General features: G+C 65.9%; 16 protein-coding genes and 1 tRNA gene. 4 read left to right on the forward strand and 13 right to left on the reverse strand.

Annotation, left to right across the window (positions count from 1 at the left end; genetic code table 11):
* Positions 1 to 9 precede the first annotated feature (9 nt).
* Positions 10 to 492, forward strand: coding sequence for a cation:proton antiporter regulatory subunit (locus AC1DBE_RS06200; RefSeq protein ID WP_476878657.1), 483 nt, complete (start codon positions 10 to 12; stop codon positions 490 to 492).
* 5 nt (positions 493 to 497) lie between these two features.
* The gene (locus AC1DBE_RS06205; protein ID WP_476878658.1) at positions 498 to 1,694 is read left to right on the forward strand and encodes a cation:proton antiporter; all 1,197 of its coding nucleotides are present in this window, start codon (positions 498 to 500) and stop codon (positions 1,692 to 1,694) included.
* A gap of 13 nt (positions 1,695 to 1,707) precedes the next feature.
* Here AC1DBE_RS06205 and dcd read toward each other — a convergent pair whose 3' ends face one another.
* The 4 genes from dcd to AC1DBE_RS06225 form a co-directional block, all read right to left on the reverse strand.
* The gene (dcd, locus tag AC1DBE_RS06210) at positions 1,708 to 2,283 is read right to left on the reverse strand and encodes a dCTP deaminase (protein ID WP_476878659.1); all 576 of its coding nucleotides are present in this window, start codon (positions 2,281 to 2,283) and stop codon (positions 1,708 to 1,710) included.
* A gap of 66 nt (positions 2,284 to 2,349) precedes the next feature.
* Positions 2,350 to 2,796: an SRPBCC family protein gene (locus AC1DBE_RS06215; RefSeq protein ID WP_476878660.1), complete on the reverse strand. Its 447-nt coding sequence runs from the start codon at positions 2,794 to 2,796 to the stop codon at positions 2,350 to 2,352.
* Between the two features lie 122 nt (positions 2,797 to 2,918).
* Positions 2,919 to 4,040 carry a glycosyltransferase family 4 protein gene (locus tag AC1DBE_RS06220; protein ID WP_476969953.1) on the reverse strand — a complete coding sequence of 374 codons (1,122 nt, stop codon included), beginning with the start codon at positions 4,038 to 4,040 and terminating at the stop codon, positions 2,919 to 2,921.
* 63 nt (positions 4,041 to 4,103) lie between these two features.
* The gene (locus AC1DBE_RS06225; protein ID WP_476878662.1) at positions 4,104 to 5,498 is read right to left on the reverse strand and encodes a glycerophosphodiester phosphodiesterase; all 1,395 of its coding nucleotides are present in this window, start codon (positions 5,496 to 5,498) and stop codon (positions 4,104 to 4,106) included.
* A gap of 279 nt (positions 5,499 to 5,777) precedes the next feature.
* Between AC1DBE_RS06225 and AC1DBE_RS06230 the strand changes: the two genes are divergently transcribed.
* The gene (locus tag AC1DBE_RS06230) at positions 5,778 to 7,640 is read left to right on the forward strand and encodes a right-handed parallel beta-helix repeat-containing protein (protein ID WP_476878663.1); all 1,863 of its coding nucleotides are present in this window, start codon (positions 5,778 to 5,780) and stop codon (positions 7,638 to 7,640) included.
* Here AC1DBE_RS06230 and AC1DBE_RS06235 read toward each other — a convergent pair.
* The 9 genes from AC1DBE_RS06235 to AC1DBE_RS06275 form a co-directional block, all read right to left on the reverse strand.
* Entirely contained in the window at positions 7,569 to 8,786 is a 1,218-nt protein-coding gene (locus tag AC1DBE_RS06235) for an O-antigen ligase family protein (RefSeq protein WP_476878664.1), read from the reverse strand. The two genes, AC1DBE_RS06230 and AC1DBE_RS06235, sit on opposite strands and share 72 nt — an antisense overlap.
* 68 nt (positions 8,787 to 8,854) lie before the next feature.
* Positions 8,855 to 10,294, reverse strand: coding sequence for a Wzz/FepE/Etk N-terminal domain-containing protein (locus AC1DBE_RS06240; protein WP_476878665.1), 1,440 nt, complete (start codon positions 10,292 to 10,294; stop codon positions 8,855 to 8,857).
* Positions 10,295 to 10,348: 54 nt separating this feature from the next.
* On the reverse strand, positions 10,349 to 11,113 hold the full coding sequence (locus tag AC1DBE_RS06245; protein WP_476878666.1) for a CDP-alcohol phosphatidyltransferase family protein: 765 nt from the start codon (positions 11,111 to 11,113) through the stop codon (positions 10,349 to 10,351).
* A 115-nt stretch (positions 11,114 to 11,228) separates the two neighbouring features.
* Positions 11,229 to 16,694 (reverse strand): PKD domain-containing protein, encoded by a 5,466-nt coding sequence (locus AC1DBE_RS06250; RefSeq protein WP_476903243.1) that lies wholly within the window; start codon positions 16,692 to 16,694, stop codon positions 11,229 to 11,231.
* A gap of 46 nt (positions 16,695 to 16,740) precedes the next feature.
* Positions 16,741 to 18,039: a hypothetical protein gene (locus AC1DBE_RS06255; RefSeq protein WP_476903244.1), complete on the reverse strand. Its 1,299-nt coding sequence runs from the start codon at positions 18,037 to 18,039 to the stop codon at positions 16,741 to 16,743.
* The gene (locus AC1DBE_RS06260) at positions 18,039 to 18,749 is read right to left on the reverse strand and encodes a DUF4352 domain-containing protein (protein WP_476878273.1); all 711 of its coding nucleotides are present in this window, start codon (positions 18,747 to 18,749) and stop codon (positions 18,039 to 18,041) included. Before AC1DBE_RS06260 ends, AC1DBE_RS06255 begins: the two co-directional genes overlap by 1 nt.
* A 95-nt stretch (positions 18,750 to 18,844) precedes the next feature.
* Positions 18,845 to 20,050: a DUF1972 domain-containing protein gene (locus AC1DBE_RS06265; RefSeq protein WP_476878272.1), complete on the reverse strand. Its 1,206-nt coding sequence runs from the start codon at positions 20,048 to 20,050 to the stop codon at positions 18,845 to 18,847.
* Positions 20,051 to 20,182: 132 nt separating this feature from the next.
* Entirely contained in the window at positions 20,183 to 20,641 is a 459-nt protein-coding gene (locus tag AC1DBE_RS06270) for an FAD synthase family protein (protein WP_476878271.1), read from the reverse strand.
* Positions 20,642 to 20,650: 9 nt separating this feature from the next.
* The gene (locus tag AC1DBE_RS06275) at positions 20,651 to 22,225 is read right to left on the reverse strand and encodes a sugar transferase (protein WP_476878270.1); all 1,575 of its coding nucleotides are present in this window, start codon (positions 22,223 to 22,225) and stop codon (positions 20,651 to 20,653) included.
* Positions 22,226 to 22,674: 449 nt separating this feature from the next.
* Here AC1DBE_RS06275 and AC1DBE_RS06280 point away from each other — a divergent pair.
* Positions 22,675 to 22,748: transfer RNA gene (locus AC1DBE_RS06280), tRNA-Gly, on the forward strand.
* Positions 22,749 to 22,774 lie beyond the last annotated feature (26 nt).

Genomic DNA, 22,774 nt, shown 5'->3' on the forward strand with positions numbered 1-22,774 from the left:
GCTGGAGGCATGAACGTGGATGAGACAGACCTGCCCGGCCTCGGCCGGCGCAAGGACTTCATGACCGCCTCGGGGCGCCGGATCGGCGTCGTCGAATACCGCGAAGGCCAGACCGAGCTGATCGTCTCGACCTGGGACGACCCGGACACCTGCCAGGCCTCCATCCCGCTGACGGCCGACGAGGCCGCTGCCCTCGGTAACCTGCTCGGCGGACAGCGCCTGGCAATGCAGCTCTCCGAGGCCCACCGCGAGGTCCCCGGCATCGTCACCCGGCAATTTTCCATCGGCGCCGACTCCCCCTTCCAGAACCAGCCCATGGGCAAGGCCTGCATCCGTACCCGCAGTGGCGTCTCGATCGTGGCCATCATGCGCGAGGGTGAAGTGCTCCCTTCGCCTGGCCCCGACGTCGTCCTGCATCCGGGCGACCTGCTCGTGGCCGTTGGCACCCAAGAAGGCCTGGATACGGCAGCCGGCATCCTGCGCAACGGATAAGCGGCATGGATCCGCTCGCCCTGACCCTCATCGAACTGGGGGCCGTCGTGTTCTGTCTTGGCCTGCTGGCCAGGCTGGCCGGGCGGATCGGCATGTCTCCCATCCCCCTCTATTTGATCGGGGGCCTGTTCTTCGGCGCGGGCGGCCTGGTCAAGCTGGAGGGAATGCACGAGTTCGCGCACCTCTCGAGCGAGATCGGCGTTATCCTCCTCCTGCTTATGCTCGGATTGGAATATACGGCGGCGGAGCTCGTGACCGGCCTACGCCGCTCCTGGCAGGCCGGCGTGCTGGACCTCGTCCTGAACTTCCTTCCGGGAGCGGGCCTTGCCGTGATGCTGGGCTGGGGGCTGGTGGGCGCCATGGTCATGGGCGGCGTCACGTACATTTCCTCGTCCGGCATCGCCGCGAAAGTCATCACGGACCTTGGCCGGATCGGTAACCGCGAAACACCGGTCATCCTGTCCATCCTCGTCTTCGAGGACCTCGCGATGGCCATTTACCTGCCGATCCTGACGGCCACCCTGGCCGGGGTCACGTTCCTCGTGGGCCTGCAGACCGTCGGGATCTCCCTCGCCGTCGTCACCCTGGTGCTCGTGGTTGCACTGCGGCACGGGCACCACGTGTCCAAAGCAGTGCACAGCGAAAACTCCGAGGTTTTCTTGCTCAACCTGCTGGGCGCCGCGCTGCTCGTCGCCGGGCTGGCCGCCGCCATGCAGGTCTCCGCCGCCGTGGGCGCCTTTATGCTGGGCATCGCGATTTCCGGCGCCACCGCGCACAGTGCAACCCGGATCCTCGAGCCGCTGCGCGACCTTTTCGCGGCGATCTTCTTCGTCGTTTTCGGCCTCAACACGGACCCCACCTCCATCCCGCCGGTGCTCGGGTGGGCGCTGGCGCTGGCCGTGCTGACGGCCGCGACCAAGATGATCACCGGGGTGTGGGCAGCCAAGCGGGCCGGGATCGCGCTCCCCGGCCGCTTCCGTGCCGGGGCCGCACTGATCGCCCGCGGGGAGTTCTCGATCGTGATCGCCGGGCTCGCCGTGGCATCCGGGGTGGTCCCCCGTGAACTGGCCGCCCTGGCCACGGCCTACGTCCTGATCATGGCCGTGATGGGTCCGTTGGCCGCCCGCTTCGTGGAACCGATCGTGAAGGTCCTGCGGCGCCCGGCCAAACGTGCCGGATTGCCGGTCCGGCCGGTCGCTTAGGAACCGGCGCCGGCTAGATGTCGGTGCGGTGGAAGTTCAGGTGGCTGCGGCTCGCCGTCGGGCCGCGCTGGCCCTGGTAGCGGTTCCCGTACTCGCCGGACCCGTACGGGTGCTCGGCGGCAGAGCTCAGGCGGAAGAAGCATAGCTGCCCGATTTTCATGCCCGGCCACAGCTTGATGGGCAGCGTCGCCATGTTGGACAGTTCCAGGGTGACGTGGCCGGAGAAACCGGGATCGATGAACCCGGCGGTGGAGTGGGTCAGCAGGCCCAGCCGGCCCAGCGAGGATTTACCCTCCAGCCGGGCGGCAATGTCGTCCGGGAGCGTGACGGTCTCGTAGGTGGAGCCGAGCACGAACTCGCCCGGGTGCAGGATAAACGGCTCGCCGGAGTCGACCTCCACCAGCCGGGTCAGTTCCGGCTGGTCTTCGGACGGGTCGATGTGTGCGTACTTGTGGTTGTCGAACAACCGGAAGAAGCGGTCGATCCGCACGTCCACCGACGACGGCTGGACCATGTCCGGGTCGAAGGGCTCCAGCACAATCCGGTGGGAATCGATTTCGGTACGAATGTCGCGGTCTGAGATCAGCACAGGATCAAAAGTACCGCAGTAATCGCCGGGCCGTAGCCGTGCGTCCAGTGTTACCGCCGCGCGCCCCTAGGCGGCGGCCCGCTGCGCTTCCAGCACCGTCTTGAGCCGCTCCAGCTGCGCGACCTCGGCCTTCATGGCGCGGCGGAGCCTGCCGTAGGAGAGAAACTCGGCCGCCGAGGGCCGGTAACGGAGCGCAAACCGGACTCGGGTGCCGCCGCGCTCGGTGCTGAGGTAGTAGCCGCCGTGCGGACGGGCCTGTCCCACCACCACCTGGAACTGGATCTCGGCACCCGGCCGGGTGGCCGTGAGTTCGAAGTCCGCCGCTGCGGGCCGGAATCCGGCGCCGGCCAGGAGCGGGCGGTAGATGGCACCGGCGGAGCACGCTGCGCCGGAGATCAATTCAACGCCGCGGATGCCGTCGCGCCAGGCCGGGAGGTTCCCTGGATCCAGCAGGAAGTAATACACGCTCAACGCGTCGCGCTGGATCACGACGTCGTACTCTGCAAAAGCCAACGGGACTCCTCGCTAGGCGGCTGATGGACGTAGCCCGTTCCCCGGAGACTGCAGCTATCCCCTTCAGCGTATCGAGCAAAGCCGGCCCTGAGTCCCCTGCGCGGCGGGCCTTTATCGAAGAGTTACCCGGCCGGTCCGGGATTGGCCGGGGAATCAGTGCGAGACGCGGACGGATCGGAACCCGTGCCGCTGACGTGCTGGCGCATCCTCCGGACAGTGCCGGCCCAGGAGTAGTTAGCCAGCACCCGCGCCGCGCTGGCCGGATCCGGCTCGGCGTCGAGGACCGATCTGATGCCGGCGGACGCGGCGGCCAGGTCGGTGGGATCAACGAACATTGCGGCGTCGCCCATAATCTCCCTGAACACGGGGATGTCGCTGGCCAGCACTTTGGTCCCGAAGGAGAGCGCCTCCAGCAGCGGCATGCCGAATCCCTCATCAAGGGACAGGAAGATAAAAGCATCCGCAGTGGAGTACAGCCACGCCAGCTCTTCGTTGGAGGTGTAGCCGAGAAAACGGATCGCCCCCGACTCGACCGCTTCGCGGAGCCGCGGGGAAAACTCCGCACCTTTCCCCGATTCAGCGCCCACAACCACCAGCGGGTACTCTGCTGAGATCCGGCCCGACTCAAGGGCCGCGTCCAGGGTCATGCCCAGGTTCTTGCGGATGTTGAGGCGCCCCACGGACAGGATGAACCCGCGGAGCCCCGCAAGGTCAGGGACCGGCCGAGGTTCGGCATGGACAACCCCAATGTTGGGACCGAGCCCGATCGGATGAACCGGTTTGCCCCTCTTCGCGAAGCGCCGGATCCTTTGCGCCTCATTCTTCGACGACGTGAAAATCATCTTTGCGCGGCGGGCCAGCAGCGGCATAAAACCGAAGTACCGCCGCTCCGCAAAGGTGAACCACTGCGGATTGGTCAAAAAGAGGAAATCGTGGATAAACACCACCGATGGGCCAAAGGCCGGAGCGAAATTGTGCGCGATCATCAGGTCGGCCTTATGCCGCAGGTTCAAGAGTGGCAATTCAAGAATCGCACTGGCGCCGTGCGGGACCAGCCGCGACGGAACCACCCTGGCCGAGGGGCCGAGTTCGTTCTGCACCGCGCTGACGTGCTTCCGCGGCACGGCCAGCACAATCTCGTCATCGACGTAGTCGCGGATCCACGTCACAACTATTTGCCGGAGGACTTCCCGGTTCGAGGCCGGCCCGTCGATCCACCAATGTCCATCGAAGAGTATCCGCACGAAAGCTGCCTTTCCCTGAAGGGGTCGGAGTAATGCCTCACGCTTTTCTAGCAGGATTCTCGCTTATCCAACGCTCACTGTCACGCGCCGGAATTCCACCCCCGGCTGGCCGCCGTAGTTTTTGCAGAGGGAGAAATACTTTCCCTTTTCGGACGTGTCGTCGACGGATGCGACGGCGCGGCCCCCGTCCAGCCGCGCAATGCGGATTGAATCGGGCGACACGTCCACTTGGAATTCCATCCATTCCCCGGCAACGGGGGGAGCCGTATGGACCCTGGCCAACTTCGTGCTTTCGGAGGCATCTTCCGCCCGGCGGAACAGGGCCAAATCCCCCGATGGGTCCATTGTCACGTGGTAACCAGAGGGCCCCGACGTGGTGGGTACGTATGGAGCGTCACTGTGCTGCCCGAAGGCAAGCCCTGCCCGGGCCTGGGCGGATGGTTCTTCCGGCCACCGCATGTGGAAGGCGACGGTGTAGGTCCCGCCCGCCACTGGCGCCATGGATCCCAGGCAGTAACTCAGCGGCGGGTTACTGGCCAGGAGGACGGATTGGGTGTCCGCTCTGATCAGCGGTTGGGCTGTCCAGTTGATGTTGGACGGCAGGTCACCTGCGGCGCGTAATCCCGTGCCGAAGGCATCGGCGACGCCCAACGCGGCGCCACCCGTGACATAGGGGATGTTTGAACACATCATCCCGTGGACGCCCAGGCCCGTCAGCCGCTCACGCATCCACCGGGTGTGGACTTCCCAGCAAATTGTCGGTTTCCCGAAGGCGGCCAGCTGCCGGATCTCATCGTCGGTAGCGTTGTGGAAGATGCCGAGCAGGTCGTGCCTGCGGGCGTACCGGTCGAACTGGCCGTCCGAGCCGTCCATGAAGTATCCCCAGGTTTTGTAGCCCCGGTCCTGTGCCTGCCGGTAGGACGGCGACGCCGCGGGTTGTTTCCACACGAAATGTTCAGTGGCGTGCGGGTAGCTGTCCATCAGGTCCAGGAGCTGCTTGGTGTTGGTGCCCTGCTTGTCTTCGATGAAGATCACATGCGTGGCGGCGTGGGCATCCAGGACGTCCCTCAGCCTGGGAATGGGCTGGGGCGCGGCCGCGGGGCCCAGCCATTGGCGCGCATCGGCGCGGAGCCCAGCCACGGCAGGGTAGTCCAGGTCCTTGATCCTGTGGTCTTGCCCCGTCAGCCGCAGGGTCGACTCGTCGTGGTGGCAGACCAGGACGCCATCGCTGGTGGCGTGGACTGAAACTTCGATCGCCGTCGACCCTGCCGCGATCGCCTGGCTGTAGGCGGCCTCGGTGTGTTCCGTCCAGTTATCCCCGGAGCCCCGGTGAGCGATATAGAAGGGGCTGGAACGCAGCAGCCCGTCGATCGTGTGACTCTTGCCGTCGGGCCCGGACTTCGAGGGCGCGCAGGCCCAGACGGGCAGCAGGATCATTGAGCTTGCAGACAGCACCACCAACTGGCGCCTGGACAACCGGCTCGCCGCAGTGGCGCATTCTTCAGAACCCAAAAGCTTCCTCCCCAGCCTCGAGCCGCCGTGATTCCCTCAGCGTAGGCCCTGCGCGCAGATTTGCCGACACTGCGGCCCCGGACCGTCCGCCGTCGTTTTTCGGGCCGTTCCCCGCCTTGATACCGGACTTCAGGCCGCTTCCGGTAGCCACGCCGCCATGCAACAATCGTCGGACGGTCTCTCCTGTGGTCTCACCTCCAACCATTGCTCACTCAAGGACTGCGTATGGCTACCCTCAGGTTTAACGTCCCACCCCGGCTGCGCCTAAAGCGTCCTGTAGCGGGCGCGGCGGCCCTCACCCTCATCGTGGCCGCCCCGTTGTTGGCCTCGGCCCCGGGGCAGGCGGCGCCTTCGACGCCGCGGCTGGCCGCGGCTGCGACGGTAACGGATCCGCAGCCGGCCATGGACCTCACCGGGACCCGCCTGACGGCAGGATCCCCGGCCGTGGGTTCGACGGCGTATCCGGTGCCGGCAGGCGCGCTATTTGTCTCCCCCGGCGGGTCCGACGCCGCAACCGGCGCCCCGGGAACGCCCGTCCGGACGGTGGCCCGCGCCGTCGCCCTGGCCGCCAGCGGTTCGACCATTGTTCTCAGGCAAGGTCAGTACCACGAGAGCGTAACTGTCCCGGCGAACAAGAGACTGACCATTCAGCCTTACCCCCACGAGGCTGTCTGGTTCGACGGAAGCGTTCCGGTGCAGAACTGGGTTGCCAGCGGAAACCTTTGGGTTTCCAGCGGCTGGACCGCGCGATTCGATGCCAGCCCCACGTACACCCGCGGGGCCCCCGACGGCAGCACGGCCAACTGGACCTTCGTCAACCGGGCCCACCCGATGGCCGCCCACCCGGACCAGGTCTGGATCGACGGGAAAGCCGTCCCGCAGGTCCAGGCTCTGGACCAGGTCAAGACCGGTACCTTTTTCGTGGACTACGCCGCCAGGAAGCTGTATCTGGGGAGCAACCCTACGGGCCACAGCGTCCGCGCCAGCGACATTTCCAAGGCCGCGACACTGCAGGGCGGCGGCACCACACTCCGCGGAGTGGGGTTCCGCCGGTTTGCGCCGTCCATACCGGACATGGGCGCGATCACTGCGGAGAAAGACGGCGTCACGGTCGAAAACGTCGCCGTGACGGACAACGCCGGCACCGGCATCCACGCGGTCGGCGCCAACATCACCTTCCGCAACCTCACCCTGGCCCGCAACGGGATGCTGGGCGGCAGCGCTAGCACGGCGGACAACTTCAAGGCCACCTCGATCCTGGCCTACGGCAACAACACGGAACTGTTCAACCAGGCCCCGGTGTCGGGTGGCTTCAAGGTGACACGCTCCCGCGGGGTGAAGGTCAGCGACAGTTCGTTTGTGCGCAACGCGGGCCCGGGCCTGTGGCTTGACGAATCCGTCTACAACGGTGTCATCACTCGCAATGACATGGTCTCCAATCAGGGGCATGGCCTGACCATGGAGATCTCGGCCAAATTCCTGGTCGCCGACAACTACATCGCCGCGAACCTGGGCAACGGCATCAAGCTCAACGACACCAGCAACGTGGACCTGTGGAACAACACGGTGAGCGCCAACAGCCGGAATCTGAATATCGTCCAGGACGGCCGCCGGGCCAGCAACCGTGCGCTGCCCGGCCACGACCCCCGGCAGGTGTTCCCCGACCCGACCATGACGTGGATCAACTCCAGGATCGCCGTCCGCAACAACATCCTGGCCGGCGGGACCGGCAATTGCCTCCTCTGCGTGGAGGACTATTCGCATCAGTTCAGCGCCGAGCAACTAGGCATCACGGCCAACGGGGATGTCTATCAACGCCCGTCGGCCAGCAGCCCCTCGTGGGTAGTCGTGTGGTCGCGGGGGCCGGGCAATCCCGCCGTGTTCACCACCGTCCCGGGCTTCAGGTCCGCAACCGGGCAGGAATCCTCCCACCTCTTCGTGGACGGACGGCCGGCCCTGAGCGGCTGGCAGCCCACCTCCGAAGTCGCAGCGAGGGACACGACCCTCGGCCAGCCCCTACCGGGCGTTGTGGCGGCCGCCCTGGGCAGAAACCTGGGAATCCAGCACCTGGGCGCCTGGCCGGCCTAACCCGCCCGGAACGTGAGCGCCCCCGGGATGCGGGCCGCTACTCCTGACACGTTCGACCAGAAGCGACACCGTCAGGAACACGATGAAGGGCACGTTGGAATCGACCAGGCCATTTTCGAGGAAGCTCCGTATCAGGATGAAGGCCAGGATCGGGGTCGTGATGGAGCGGACATTCTTCGCGGACAGGCTCGCGAGGACGGCCGAAAGCGACCAGGCACCCAGCACCACCGTGCCGATGACCCCCGCCTGGGCCAGCGCGGAAATCCAACTGCTGTCCAGCACCTGGTCCTGCCAGTACTGGCCTTCAACAGCGACCTGTTTTACGGACAACCCGGCACCGACCCAGCGCTGCCAGGTATCTGCCGGCGTGCTGAGCACCGTGTCCCAGGCGATCGTGCGGGCGTTGAGTGTCAGCAGGTCCGCCCCGGCCGCATCTCCACGCTCCACGATGTTCGAGACCACTGTGGTCTCGGTCAGGACGTAGAAACCAACCGGAACAAGGGCGATCAGGGCCAGCCCGGCGCCGAGGCGAAGCCGCCGTGCGTGCATCAGGATCAGCACGCACGCCACAGCAAAAGCAAAGAAACCTGTCCGGGACCCGGTCATCCACACGGCGGCCAGCAGGGCGGCCAGGAGCGGCAGACCCACCCTGTTCTTCATGGTGCCGATACTCAGCTCGTGCACCACCCCCAGGGCCGGCAAACCGCAAAGCAGTGAAATTTCGTTGGGGTTCAGGGGAGGGAACACACCGTAGATCCTCCCCTCCGCCCCCATGGTTTCAAGCCCTGATGCCGTCGCGCACAGCCCCACCAGCGCCATCATGGCCAGCAGCGAATGCACCAGGGTCCGGGGCGGAAACGTGCCGGCCAGCAACACGATGGAAACGGCGATGAGCAGCACCCGGACAGTGAGGATCAGCGACGCCGGCAGGTTGCCGTCGGAGATCGCGCCGAGGATCGAGATCGATACGTAGACCAGAAGGAAGGCCAGGGTGCGGCTGCCGGCTCGCAGCTTGCCGTCGCCGCGACGGAAACTCCAGGCAGCGGCCGCCAGTGCCGCAAGTCCAACGGCGCCCTTGATGACCACCACGGGATCCAGGCCGCCGGAGAAATAAACTCCCCGCCGCCAGGAAACAACACTTGCCAAGGTCAACAGCCACACGATGTACGGCGCGGCGCTCCTCGGCGGCGCCGCGGCGCCAGCCAGCGGCGGCATCACCGATACTCGTGGACTCTTTGAAGTTCAAACTGCAGGTCTGTATCGCGGAAGTCGCCCGACCGCCATCCGTCGGTGACAGGCACCCGCCGGGAACCCGGCACCGACGTCATCACAACGCCCAACGGCCGCAATCCGAACGCCTTCACCTCAGCCAGCAGACGGGCGAGCTCGCGCTTACGGGTTTTGGAGTACTGGACGGCCAGGAGAACGCCGCCCGCACACGGGGCCACCATCGCGAGACTTAGCGGTTCCGAGCGTGGACCGGCCTCCGCCAGGATGACGTCGAAGCTTTCCCGCAGCCGGTTGGCCACCATGGGGAAGCGCTTCTGGATGACGAATTCGCTGGGCGCTGCAGCCTTGGAGCCTGGCGGCAGGACCTGGAACTTGCCGTCGGCGCTCGGGATCAGCGCCTCGACTACCTCGCACTTTTCGCTGAGCAGATCAGCGAGGCCGCGGGAGCCGGGCGGCAGCGTGCCGTCGTCGGCGGCACCGGGCGGCAGCTCGGATTCCAGGAGGCAGACGGCCCGGCCGGTGCCCGCGAGGGTCGATGCCAGTTCCTGGCGAAGCCTGTGCTGCGCCTGCCAATCCAGCTCTGAGACCAGGACCAGGAGGTTGGGCAGCCGCCCCCCGGCGACAAGCTGCAAGTTGGTGACCAGGTCCTGATGGGACCTCGTCTCGTCCAGGCCCGACCGGTGCCGGGACGGAATGACCGGCCTGCGGCGGGATTTACGTCCCAGCACCCCCAGAACCGGCAGATCGCTGGCCGCCCGAACGTCGTCGGCGGTGCGGATCCGCTGGCCGAACCGCTTGCCAACAACCGCCGTCCCAAGCCCCAGCGATAGTCCGATCAGCAATCCAAGGGCGAGGTTCAGAGCCAGGCTCGGAGAGGTCCGGCTGGTCGGCGGTGAGGCGGGGACGGTCTGCACCAGGGAGACGGCGGAGGCAGCCTCGCCTTTGGCCGTTTCCAAAACCGCGACTTGCACGGCCAGGTTTTTGGCCACCGCGTTGGCCACGGCTGCTGCCTGATCAGCGGAGCTGTCCTCGGCCTGCACTTTCAGGAAGAACGTATTGGTGGGGTTGGTGGCAGAGACGCGCGCCTGGAGGTCCTCCAGGGTCCCGCCAAGTTTGAGCTCCGCCATAACCGGCAGGAGTACGTCGGGGCTCTGAACGACGGCGGGATACGACTTGACCCGCTGCAGGCCGAACTGGGAACGCTCGTAAAGGGAACCTGTCTTGGAATCAACCTTCAGAAAAAGGGTCGCTTCTCCGGTGTACGTGGGCTGGATGCGCTGGGTAATTAGGCCCGCCAACCCGCCTCCAACCAGGGTGCAGACCAGAATCAACAGCCAGCGTTCCCGAAAAGCCTTCAAATAGTCGGATAGCTCCATGAGGTTGTCCCGATCGCAGTTCCCGTCCCACAGGGGTTTGTAGTACATAGCATTACATCCAAACTAGTAATTGACGAGGGAAAATGCGAAGAAAATACCGGACTACGCTTTGGCAAATGCGCGTACTTCACCAAACCACTTCGGCAGCGCCAGAGCGAGAAAAATGAGGTTCGCGATGAACAGCGCGACGTAGACAGTGATGAAGGCCTGCGGAAGCCAAAGAAGGCCGAAGACCACGATCATGAGGCCGTAGTCGGTGGGGACAACAGCCAGCGAATACCAGGCTGACGAGTGTCCCTCCCCTTGAAGAAACATCGCAGAACTTCCGCGGTGCTGCCGCCGCAACTGGTCAGTGAGGATGACCGCGAAGAAGAACACCGAGGACAGAACGGTGTATGCAAGGGGAACCAGGTACCACGCTGCGTCCAGATCGTAAAACTGCCACCAGCAAAGGAGAACCGTGATGTGGAGGAGGCTGGCCTTGAAGGCATCCACCACGTGGTCCAGCCATTCCCCGGCGAAGCTGCCGCCGCCGCGCAAACGGGCCAGTTGACCGTCTGCCGAATCGAGGGCGTACCCGGCCACCAGCAGCAATACCGCTGCGAGCGCCGTGAACGCCCGGGGCGGCGTGACGGCCACAATGAGCAGTCCAAAGAACGTCATGACCGCACTTATTGCTGTCACCTGATTAGGAGTCATCTTCCAGGCAAATGCCAGCGCAGCAAGGGGACGGCCCAGGGGACGATTAATGTAGCGAGAGTACGCTGGAGCCCCTTTTGAGGTTTTTTGCGCAGTCCTCAGCGACTCTAATGCCGCCCGGAAATCGTGAATGGATCCCTGGCGGGAAATGTTCACTGCATTAGACATTTTGGTCCTTCCTTGGATAAGTAATTCGTCGCTATTTCAGGCGACAAAGCTGGCCGGGTGGCCGAAGCCTCAGGCGGGCGAACCCGCCTGAGGCTTCAGCTGGGTGGGGCGCCGGCTACTGGTCGGCGCTCTCCCCGGCCCACCAGTTGTCCCAGGAGGCCACTACGGGCGCCACTGTTGCCGAGCTGGAGAGATAGGAAAATAGTCCGCCATAACCGGCGGCCTGCAGACCCGCTGTGGAGTCAGCACCCATCTTCGTCCAGGTCGCGGGCTCGGTGGTGCCGGCCTTCCAGACCTTGGCCTTGACCGTCGTCGGGAACGTTCCTGTCACCTGCACGCGCATGTTCAGGACATCGCCAACCTGATAGGTGAGACCCGGGACTACCGACTCGGCGGCCACCATGGTGCCGACCCCGGAAGTGTTGACGCGGAACAGGCCCAGGGTGACTCCCCCGTTGGCCAGCAGGTTCACCTTGGCACGGTAATCGCCTTGGCCGTCGACGCTGCGGCCAATGACGGACAGGTTGATTCCGCCGCCTGTTGGCGCGCGGTCCACACCGGCGCTCACCCGGATCTCGGCATCAGCCTGGCTTGCCGACTTCTGGAAGATGGAAGGGCCCGATCCCGGACCCGCCATACGAATATTCCCCTTTCCGTTGGTGACTGAGAAGTTGCTGGAGCTGGACGAGCTTGTCCAGGCCCCGCCCTGATCCGCGGAACCGAAGCCGTTGGTGACGGTCCGGGAGAATGCATCCTGCGAGAAGCTCCGCTGCGTCACCACCACCTGGGCCGACTTCGTGGAACTGGCACCCTGATCATCGGTAGCCGTGAGCCGGACCGTGAACGTTCCGGCCTTGCCGTAACGGTGTGAAGCGGTCACCCCGGTGGCGGTTGCCCCGTCGCCGAAGTCCCAGGCGTAGCCGGCGACCGACCCGTCGGAATCCGTCGACGTCGAGCCGTCGAAGGAAACCTGCAGGCTGCCGGCGGAGTTGGTGAAGGCCGCTACGGGCGGCGTGTTTGGCGCCGCGGTGGCCGTCACCCGGTGCGTGACCGAGTTGGTCGCTCCGGAGTTGTCGGTCACCGTGAGCACGGCGTCGTAGTCACCCGCGGTTGCATAGGTGTGGTTCGCCGTCGCGCCCGTCCCCGTGCCGCCGTCGCCGTAGGCCCACTCGTAACTGCTGATGGTCCCGTCCGAATCAGAGGATGCCGATCCGTCGAAGCTGACCTTCAGGTTCTGGACCTGCGACGTGAAAGCCGCCACGGGCACCGCGTTCGCGGGCGCCGAGGCCGTCACCTTGTGGACGATGAAGTCCGTGACGCCCTTGTTGTCCGTGACAGTAAGGGTGACGGAGTATTCGCCCGCGCTGGTGAAGGTGTGGTTCGCCGTCGGGCCGGTTGCGCCGGACCCGTCGCCGAAGTCCCACGCGTAACCGGTGACCGTGCCGTCCGGATCGGACGAACCCGAACCGTCGAACTGTCCGCTCAGGCCGTTGACCACGCTCGAGAATGAGGCGACCGGCGGCGCATTGGGCGGCGGAGCGGCGGTGACCGTGACAGCGTGGACCACCGCGTCCCGGGCACCCTTGTTGTCGGTCACGGTCAGGGTGACGTTATACGTGCCGGCCGTGCCGTAGACATGGGCCGGTGCGGCGACGGTGGCGGTTGACCCGTCGCCGAAGTCCCACGCGTACGCGTCGATTGTTCCGTCGGGGTCGGACGACGCCGATCCGTCGAAGGCTGCCCGGAGATCGGTGGTCGTGAACGCGTAAGCCGCCGTCGGAGCCCTGTTGGGTACAGGAGCGACGGTGACGTCGTGTGCGATCCGGGCCTGGCCGCCGCGGTCATCGGTGACCGTCAGGGTGACGGTGTAGGTGCCGGCGGCCGCGTACGTGCGGTGCCCGGTGACCCCACTGCCGGTAGAGCCGTCCCCAAAGTCCCAGCTGTAGTCCACAATCTGCCCGTCGGAGTCGCTTGAGGCCGAAGCGTCAAAGGATCCGTCGAGGCTCTGGGTCGTCGGGGTGAAGGCGGCGGTGGGCAGCGCGTTGGGCGGCCGTTCCACCGTCACCTCCCGGGTGGTGGTGCTGGTCCCGGCACGGTTGTCCGTCACGGTCAGTGTCACCGTGTACTTACCCGCAGTGAGGTAGGTGTACTCGGCGTTCACCCCCGTCGCCGTGTGGCCGTCACCGAAGTCCCAGGCGTAGTTCACCAGCGTTCCGTCGGGGTCGTGCGACGCTGCCGCGTCCACGGATACCTTGAGGTTCGCCGTGGTGGCGGCGAAGTCCGCGGCCGGGAGCTGGTTGGGCGGCTCCGTGACAGTGACGTCGTGGGAGACCGTTGATTTCCCGCCGCGGTTGTCGGTAACCGTCAGCTTCACGGCGTACGTGGACGCGGCCGAGTAGCTGTGCGTTGCCGTGGCCCCGGAGCCGAGTTGGCCGTCACCGAAGTCCCAGGCGTAGTTCACAATCTGACCGTCAGGGTCGCTGGACTGGGTACCGTCCACGGTGACGTCCAGGTTCTGGCCGGTCGAGGTGAACGCGGCTCCCGGCAGGACGTTGGCCGGCGCAGCCAGGTTGTAGTGCGCAGCCACCCGATCGGCGCTCAGCGCCTTGGAGTACACCGCGACTTCGTCGATGGTGCCGTCGAAGTAAGGGCTGGAGGATCCCCACGTGGTGTCTCCGCCGACGCGCCAGTATCCGGTGTAGGGCTGGGCCTGGGTCTGCGGGTTGGTGCCCACCAGGGCGCCATCGAGGTAGAGCTTCATGCCGTCGCTGGACTGTTCGGCGACGACGTGGTGCCACTTCCCGTCGTTGTAGGCCACTGGCGTGATGATCAGGTTCGGTTGCCCTGTCCAGACCCCAAACGCGAGCGTGCCATCATCCTGCATGTAGAGGTGCCGGTCGTAGTTATCTGACAGGCCCGTGTTGTTGTTGCCGAACCCGATGATCTTCCCGCCCCGGGTGGTGGTGGTCTTGAACCACGACTCGAGGGAGTAGGTGGTCGGATTGCTCACCGAGTTTTGGCCGGAGACCACCGCGTCCTGTCCGTTGAAGGTGGCCGCCGTCCCGCTGTAGCCCGGGATCACTCCGGTTGCCCCCTGCGTTACGCCGCCCTGGTAGGCGCCGTTGTTGCTGGACTGCGTCGAATCCACGGCCTGGGTGCCTGAGGTTTCGTCGAGGCGCCAGTAGAGGTCCGGCTGGTCCGACGTGATGGCCGAACCGTAAGCGTCCTTGGGCATCGGCGGAAGGCTGGATTCGCGGCCGCTCGCGGTGAAGTGCGAGAGGACTGTTTGCCGGGTCAGCACCGTGGGGTAGATGGCGACGTCGTCAATGGCACCGGCGAAGTAGGAACTGGCGGGCTGGTTGGGCCAGCTGCCGAGGTTGTCCCCGCCGATGCGCCAATAGCCGTTGTAGGCCTGGCCGGACGTCACGTCGTTCCGCTGCCCTGCCGCCACGCCGTCAATGTAGAGGTGCATCCCGTCGCTGCCGAGGCTGGCGGTGACCTGGTGCCATTGTCCGTCGTTGTACGTGTTGGCGGTGTTCAGCGTTTGGACTCCGCCGGGGTAGACACCGAACCAGATGTGGCCGGCGTTATCCATGTAGATGTGGCGGTCGTAGGTGCCCGAGTCGCCGGTTGCCGAGCCGCCGAAGCCGAGGATCTTGCCACCGCTGGTGCTGGTGGTCTTGAACCAAGCTTCGGCCGTGAACGTGTCCGGTCCGGGAATGGCGGCGCGGGTTGCGGCAAAGCCGTTGCTGGTCCCGTCAAAGGTCGACGCCGCGTCGTTGGGGATGGCGCCGCCGGCGCCGCGGCTGATGCCGGAACCGGCATCGGCGTCGGCGAAAGAGGCGTTGTCGAAGACCACTGAACCGGCGGGTTCATTGAGCGGCCAGTAGTTCGTGGCGCCGTCGCCGATGATCTTCTGGGCGTAGGCGCTGGGCGCGGCCGAGGAGATCACGATCGGATCGGAGCGGCTGCCGGTGTAGTTATTGGTCTCCGGGTCCTTCACCCGCACCCGGTAGGTGTGGGTGGACCCCGGAACCAGGCCGGTGTCCGTGAACCCGAGCTGGGGCAGCGCCCACCACGGCGACTTTGCGTCGACACTGAACACCGGAACGGTGCCATTATCTCGCAGGACTTCGTAGGTGAGTGTGCCGTCGTCGATGTCCGAGGTGCCGGTCCAGGCGACTCGCGCCGTCCCGGAGTTCAGCGACAGGACGTTCGGCTTCATGGGGCTGTAGGTCGGTCCCACCTTGTTGGGGGCGACGGATCGCTTCGCGAAGGTTGCGAGGCCCTGCTGGTTCTGCCCGTTGACCCGCGTGAATTCACCGCCCATCACAAGGTAGGTTCCGTTGTTCGCGAGCGACCAGCCACCCTGGTACATACCCGTGTAGCTGCCCGCGTTGACTTCGGGGTACCAGGGCAGCTGCGTCGGAACGGGCTGGTAGGCGTAGTTCATGTTGGATCCGGGCGCCCCCTGGTCAGTTCCGGTGGCGAACGTCGTATCGGCCGTGGCCCGCTTCCAGATCTGCGGGCTGTGGTCGGCGAAGGTGCCCACCGAGGTGCAGTCGTGGGCGTGGCCCACGGAGTACATGACCTGGTCCATCACGGAAATCCCGTAGGTGGCGCCGTAGCAGTTGTTCAGCCACAGCAGGTCCCCAGTGGCGAAGTCCGCGGCGAACCGCCCGTCGAACCAGTGCCCGCCCTCGCCGTCGGCGCTGGCGTAGACCACGCCTCCGACGAGTGAGAGTTCCGTGACTCCGGATCGGTTGGTGTCCTGCCGTGTTGGGATGGGCCGGCTGGTCCAGGGAAGCAGGCCGCCAGCGGCACCATCGACGGCTCCGATGCCGACGATGGGCGAACCGTTGAGCTGCTGGAACCGGCCGCCGACAACGACCCTGCTATTGTCCGGTGCCGCGACCACTGCCTCGACAATGTCGTCAGAAGCAGGATTCCATGGCAGCAGTGCGCCCGCGGCGGTGGTGAAGGACGCCATGTTCCGCCGCGTCGCTCCGCCGGCAACGCCAAAGGACCCGACCACGTAGACGGCGTTGCTGCTGGCCGCGACGTTCCAGACGGATCCGTTGACGGTCGGCTTGAAGTTGGGGTCGAGCGCGCCCGTGGCCGCGTCAAACGCCGCGACCTTTCCCCGCGCGTTGCCCGAGACGGTGGTGAAGTCGCCGCCCAGATAGATCTTCTTTTGGTCCGGCGAGACCTTGATGGTCCGCGCCTGGGCGTTGAGGTTGGGGTTCCAAGGCAGGATCGCTCCGGTCAGGATGTTGAAGGCCATCGCATTGTTGCGGGTGACTTCGCTGGTTCCCGGTGCGGCGCCGGAGGGACGGGCCGTGGTGAAACTGCCCACCGCATAGGCCGTGTTGCCGATGACCGCCGTCTTCCAAACCACACCGTTGATCTGTGGTGTGGGCAGCACGTCGCCGCTCACCGTTGGTGGCAGTTGGGGTGGCGGTGGAGGGTTGTCCGCGGCTGCCGCCGCACCGGCGCTGAAGAAAGCAGCAATGACGACGGCGGCCGTCGCCCCGGCCAGGCCGCGGACGGACCGGTTGAACCTGTTGGCGCGTGATTTCATGGTCGATGACCCCCTGGACAAGTGTTCTTGCGATGGAAATTTGTTGCTATGCACGATGTGCCACCTTTCGAGACCGCGGAGGCTGAACTGCCGCCGTTGATTGAATTTCGGAAACCAGCAGAGGCTTGATCAGCAGGCCGCGGATGAGCGGGCCGCCGAGCAAGGAGCCGACAGCCATCAGGGCGGGCACCATGGTGTACCCGGTGGTGACCGCGACGAATGCCCCCGCCAGAAGCAGGGAGAAGAGGGAGTCCGCCACGCGCAGACCCAGGACGCCGGCCTGTTTGCCGCGGACTGCGGCGAGGGCACCGTAGGGCGTTACCGCCGCCACGGACGTGGCGTAGGCGATCCAGCCGAGCACGGCAGCGACCTCCGGCTGCTGTCCCGCTACGAGCCGGCCCACCGTGGGCAACGATGCGAGGGCGACGACGCCCGCGCCTACGGCCACGACGGTCAGGACCGCCACGCCCCGGTCCGCCCTGCGCAGCAATTCCGTCATCGGGACGGCGCTTTGCCGGGCGAAAGCGGCAAACAGGTACGAGGACGCACCACTGACCATCAACATGATCGGTGCGACGTAGATCCGGGCGACCTCCAGTTCTCCGGTGGCGGCCAGTCCGGCCAGGAGCGTCACAGACACCCGAACGGCGGTGAGCAGCGTGGGCCGGACCGCTTGTTGCAGGGAACGCCAGATGCCGTAGCGGGCCACTGCCGGCGAGAGTTTCCGGGCCGCCAGGATCAGGTAGCGGTCATCCTTGGGCAAGAGTGCCGCCCCGATGATGAGCGCCGCGGATTGGCCCCAGATGATCGCGGCGAAGAAGGAGCTGAGGCCCAAGGGCCCGCCTGCTGCTTCCGCGCCGAGTGCTGCCAGGGCGCCTAGGAGTCCTGCGAGGTCAACGACGACGATTTTCCAGAAAAGGAGGTGCGCCATGAGCAGCCGCCGGATGGTGTCTTCGAGGACAAAAACGGTAATCGCTCCCCCGAAGATCCAGGCCCCAGACGGCGCCAGCAGGCCGGAGGCCATCGCCATGACGGCCGCGCACAGCCCGCTCCCCAGGCCCAGGCCCAGGCACCACAGCTGCAGGGTGAACCGGATTGACGGATCGTGGCGGTCCTGGACGGTCAAGGTGTCGCCGATAAATCCGCTCACAATGGCCGTGACCAGCAGAACGACGCCGTACATGATGGCGAACTGCCCCAGCCCGTCGAGCCCGAGGGTCCTTACGGCCAGGACCTGCAGTCCGAAGCTTGCGAGCGCCTGCGACCCCTGGGCGGCGACACCGCCGAGCATGCCTCGGCCGGCCTGGCCTGCCGGGGCGTTGGGTTGGGACTTGTGGCTGGCCACTACTTCGGGAGGTTTCCGCTGAGGGCCGCGGGAGTGTGGCCGCCGTCGATGTCCACATAGAGGGTGGCGCTTTCGGTGCCTTTGGGGACCATAAAGGCGTAACCCCTCGTCTGGCTGTCTCCGGCGTTGATGGTGCCCGCGAAGTCGAGCTCGTTGGCGCCCTCGTAGAGCGGTGCCGCTGCTGTTTTGCCGTTCCCGTAGCGCAGGGTCGCCACCACGTTCGACACCGGCAGGACCTCGCCGGAACCGTTGTGGATGGTGATATCCATGTAGACGTAGGGCGCTCCGGAGATGGTGCCGGGGTCCGTGCCGGACACCACCCCGCTGCGCATGCCGCCCACGGAGACAAGGACTCCGTCGGTGTACTTGGCCGGAGCCGAGCCGAAGTCGCCCGGCACGGCGCGCGACTTTGCGGTGGCGGCCTTCTCCTTGTCCCTCTTGACCACAGGGGCCGCCGTCGAGTTGTCCACGAACCCCGGGCCGCCCGGAGGAAGTGACGGGCCGTCCGCCGTCGGCTTCGGGTCGCTCGACGCGGCGCCCTGTGCCGCTGCGGCGGCCTGGCCGGGCGCCCCTGCCGCGGCGTTGCAGCCGGACAGGAGTGCGACGCCGACAGTGGCACCGACGAGGGTCGCCAGGACTTTCCGCCGCAGGAGACGGCTCCTGGCGCCCGTCGAAATTGATACTGCCGGTACTGCAGGGACCTGGTGCATGGGGACCTCCACGGGAATGCTGCTGGGGTTAGGGGTTGCGCGCAGGGCGCTTCGGAGCCGCGCCGGGTTCATCGGAGCCCGCGGGATCGGGGGCCTCACTGTGCCACCTGGCTTTCGCCCGCCGTGTGCCGGGCGGCCGCGGCGAAGCTGCGGACCCGGGGGCCTTGCGCCTTGGTCAGCGCCCGGGACGCCAGCGCATAGCAGAGGGCCTCGTACCCGTCGGCCACCACGTCCCAGTCGTAGCGGGCAGCTGCCTCCCGGGACTGGTTGGCCCGCGAGCGCGTCAGGGCCGGCTGTGTTTCTGCTTCTTCAGCCAGGCGGGCGACGTCGTCCGGGTCCCGGAAATACCGGCCGACCGGGCCGAGGACCTCACGGTTGAAGTTCACGTCGAACGCGTTGGTTGCCGCGCCGGCACCAATGGCCCGGAGCAGCGAAGGGTTGGTTCCTCCCACGGAGTGCCCGTGCCAGTAGACCAGTGCGTTGGCGTAGAGCTCATCGAGCAGCTCCTGGTTCCAGACGCCGCCCAGGAAACTGACCCGCCTGTCGGCCGAGGTCCTGAGCCGCTGATCGTACCCCTGCCCGTACGGGGTGGACCCGACAACCACCAGCGGGAGTTTGGCGCGGCTGCGCACGTAACCTTCCACAATGGTGTGCACGTGGTTTTCCGGCTCCAGCCGGGCGACCACCAGATGGTACTTTCCGGCGCCCAGGCCCACTGACCCGAGGTGCTGGGGTGCCCTCGGCTCAAGCAGCGGGGCGCCGTAGGAAATAAGCTCCGTGTCCGCGTTGAAGGTATCCCGGTAGTAGTCACGGATCCCGGCGGCGTCCGCGATCAGGGCGTTGGAGAACTGCACGGCGAAGCTTTCCGCCCAGCGGTAGTAGCGCTGGCCGACGGGCCCCCACTTGGCACGCTTCCATTCGAGTCCGTCCATGTGGGTGGCGACGGGGAGCCTGGCCAGCCGGAGCAGCGGGAGCCAGGGCGCGTTGGCGGCGTTGAAGACGATGGTGGCATCGGCCCGGTGCGCCATCAGGTGGGCGACGGAAAGGCCGGTGTGGCTCAAGGTTTCCAGGGAGCGCCGTCGGACCGCCGGAAGGTGCACCAGCCGCATCCCCTCAAATTCGGCTTTCCTGTCCGGACCGTTGCCGGACCGGCAGTAAACCGTCACCGTGTGCCCGCGCGTGGCGAGCCGCCGGCCCACTTCCTCCACGCAGGTTTCGAAGCCTCCGTAGTGGGCGGGTACGCCGCGCGTGCCCACCAGGGCGATGCGTAAACCGGCAGGTTTGGGCGTTGCGTTGTTCATTTTTTACCCCCGAAGTTTGGTACATGCTGCTGATAGAGACCGAGCTTTAGTGGGACCGGGCTGGTTGTTGGGGCCGGGCCAGTGGTTGAGACCGTGCGGTGAGCCGGCGCCGGCGGGGCGCGAATCGACCGCTCAGGGCAGGCTGTGCAGGACCCCTCTTTCCTGGGTGCCGGCGTTCAAGAGATCCAGGGTCCGGCGGAGCGCGGTGCTGGACGTGTGCATCGTGTAGGGGAAATAGGCGACTCTTACCCCGACGGCGGCAAACTCGCGTTCGAGGGCGAGGCCTTTGGGTGTGCCCCTCCAGTCGTCTCCCTTGAAGAAGACGTCGAAGGGCCGGCTCCGCCAGGTGTCGATCTTGCGCGGCAGGGTTTCCGCCACGGCGTCGTCGACGTAACTGATGCACCGGACGATTTCCAGGCGTTCGGCCAGGGGGATCACCGGCGGCCGGCCCTTCGCCTGAACCAATAGCTCGTCGGATACGACGCCTGCGATCAGGAAGTCGCAGTGGGCTTTTGCGTGGCGGAGGAGGTTGAGGTGGCCGACGTGAAAGAGATCGAACGCCCCGGCTGCGTAGCCAATCAGTGTGCTCATGGTTGCTCCTTAGTAGGCGCCGACGGGGCTGCGCATGGCCCTGAACGTTCGCCACAAAATGATCAGGTCACCGGTTAGCGACCAGTTCTCGACGTAGTAGAGGTCCAGCCGGATGCTCTCGTCCCACGGGAGGGCGGAGCGGCCGTTGATCTGCCAGAGGCCCGTTATCCCGGGTTTGATGAGCAGGCGCCGGCTGGTGAATTTCTCGTAGCGTTCAACTTCGGTGGGCAGCGGCGGCCGTGGGCCCACCAGGCTCATCTCGCCGGTGAGGACATTCCAGAACTGCGGCAGCTCGTCCAGGGAGTACTTCCGCATCCACCGCCCGCAATTGGTGACCCGTGGGTCGTTCCGCATTTTGAACAGCGGCCCGGAGCCCTCGTTGAGCGCCTGCAGCGATCCGAGATCCGTTTCGGCGGTCTGCACCATTGAACGGAACTTCACCATGTGGAACGGCATACCGTTTCTGCCGGCGCGGAGTTGGCGGAAGAAGACGGGCCCCGGGCTGTCCCGCTTGACGATGATGGCGAGAACCACCATGAGGGGGAACAACATCAGTAGCGCCAGCGACGCGACGGCCACATCCATGACCCGCTTGAGGATGTGCTTGGCACCGGCGTACTGCGGGAGTTCAACGTGTACCAGCGGCAAGCCGTCCACCGGGCGCCAGTGAATGCGCGGTCCGGCGACGTTGGTCAGCGTTGACGCCAGGACAAGCTCCGTTCCGGTGGCCTCAAGCTTCCAGCCGAGTTCCCGGATGTAGGTGCTGCCGCCGGGGACCCTGCCCGCGACAATGACGGCGTCCGCACCCGCAGTTTCGACCATCCGGGAAACATCGGCCAGGCTCGACACCACCGGAATTCGGTACCAGGGCGCCCGGAGCTCCACCGATTTGTCCAGGGCGGACAACCCGACCCCGGTGATCTCATAGCCGGCGGCCCGGTTCTTTTCAATGTTGTTGATGACGTACTCGACGTCGGCGCGTTCGCCGATCACGATGACCCGGGACAGGTATTTGCCCTCGCGCCGCTTCAGGTTCAACCACTTCCGCCACAGCCACCTCGTGCCTGTCAGCAGGACCAGCCCCAGGGGCAGCGCGACGGCGAAATAGCCGCGGACGACGTCGAACCGGACGAAGACCATGGCGATGGCCAGGGCGCCGAAGAGCTTGAGGGTGGCTTGAACCACCCGCTTGTATTCCGCGGCACCGATGCCGAACGTCCGCCTGTCCCGGGTGGGGTAGATCTCCAGGACGGCGATCCAGGCCGCTAGCAGGAGGACAGACACTGCAAGGTACCGGGCTTCGAATTCCTCCGCGGACCTGGTGGGCGCATCGACGCCGAACCGGAAGACGTAGGCTGCGGCCACGGATACAGCGATGGCGGCCGAGTCAGTAAGCCGGAGACGGTTGGCGAAGTTCTTCCACTGCCGGGTGACTGCTTTCCGGGAGGCCGCGAGGTCGAACCGGGATTCGTCGTCCCAGACCGAGTGCTGGGGACGTTCCGGGGTGAGTGCACGTGCTTGGATTCCTGGAACCGCCGCGCGCCGTACTGCGTGGAATGGCCGGCGGTGTTTGAGTTCGCTCATCACCGGCGCCGGGAGGAGTCGGCCCGATGAGCGGCCGGCGCACTGGCCGGCGCGGCCTGGTCGGCCTGGCTGGAAGGGGAACCGGACTGTTTATGACGGTCCGATAACCAGAGAAAATGAACAGCAATCAACGTCCGAAGAAACATGAGGAGACCTTCTAGCGACTAGTGTGGCTGCGGTCTCCACAGTCAATAATGTGACTTATTGGCGCACACGAGTGTTAGCTACCTCTTTCCGCCGAATCACCACTCGACCTGCTTGTCGGTGCTACGTGGAACTGAGACGGGGCTACCTATTCGCCACTGGTGGCGCTGCACGCGGACGGGAACGGGCACGACGGCGGTGCTCGCGGTGTTGCTGTTCGGGGAAGCCCCGCGGCTGGGGTAAGGTAAATCTCGTTGTTCTGCAGTATCTTGACCAGGCGTTTTTGCGGTCATTTCTGCGGCTCTGCGGCTGTAGCTCAATGGTAGAGCGCTAGCTTCCCAAGCTTGATACGCGGGTTCGATTCCCGTCAGCCGCTCCATTTTCTCTCCCGGCCTGGGCTCGCCG

It is taken from the genome of Arthrobacter sp. 10T416 (assembly GCF_056394165.1).

Excerpts from the sequence above, each read along its gene's own strand:
- AC1DBE_RS06200 (WP_476878657.1), top strand. The coding sequence starts at position 10 with ATGAACGTGGATGAGACAGACCTGCCCGGCCTCGGCCGGCGCAAGGAC.
- AC1DBE_RS06205 (WP_476878658.1), top strand. The coding sequence starts at position 498 with ATGGATCCGCTCGCCCTGACCCTCATCGAACTGGGGGCCGTCGTGTTC.
- AC1DBE_RS06230 (WP_476878663.1), top strand. The coding sequence starts at position 5,778 with ATGGCTACCCTCAGGTTTAACGTCCCACCCCGGCTGCGCCTAAAGCGT.
- AC1DBE_RS06240 (WP_476878665.1), bottom strand. The coding sequence starts at position 10,294 with ATGTACTACAAACCCCTGTGGGACGGGAACTGCGATCGGGACAACCTC.
- AC1DBE_RS06245 (WP_476878666.1), bottom strand. The coding sequence starts at position 11,113 with ATGTCTAATGCAGTGAACATTTCCCGCCAGGGATCCATTCACGATTTC.
- AC1DBE_RS06250 (WP_476903243.1), bottom strand. The coding sequence starts at position 16,694 with ATGAAATCACGCGCCAACAGGTTCAACCGGTCCGTCCGCGGCCTGGCC.
- AC1DBE_RS06260 (WP_476878273.1), bottom strand. The coding sequence starts at position 18,749 with ATGCACCAGGTCCCTGCAGTACCGGCAGTATCAATTTCGACGGGCGCC.
- AC1DBE_RS06265 (WP_476878272.1), bottom strand. The coding sequence starts at position 20,050 with ATGAACAACGCAACGCCCAAACCTGCCGGTTTACGCATCGCCCTGGTG.
- AC1DBE_RS06270 (WP_476878271.1), bottom strand. The coding sequence starts at position 20,641 with ATGAGCACACTGATTGGCTACGCAGCCGGGGCGTTCGATCTCTTTCAC.
- AC1DBE_RS06275 (WP_476878270.1), bottom strand. The coding sequence starts at position 22,225 with ATGAGCGAACTCAAACACCGCCGGCCATTCCACGCAGTACGGCGCGCG.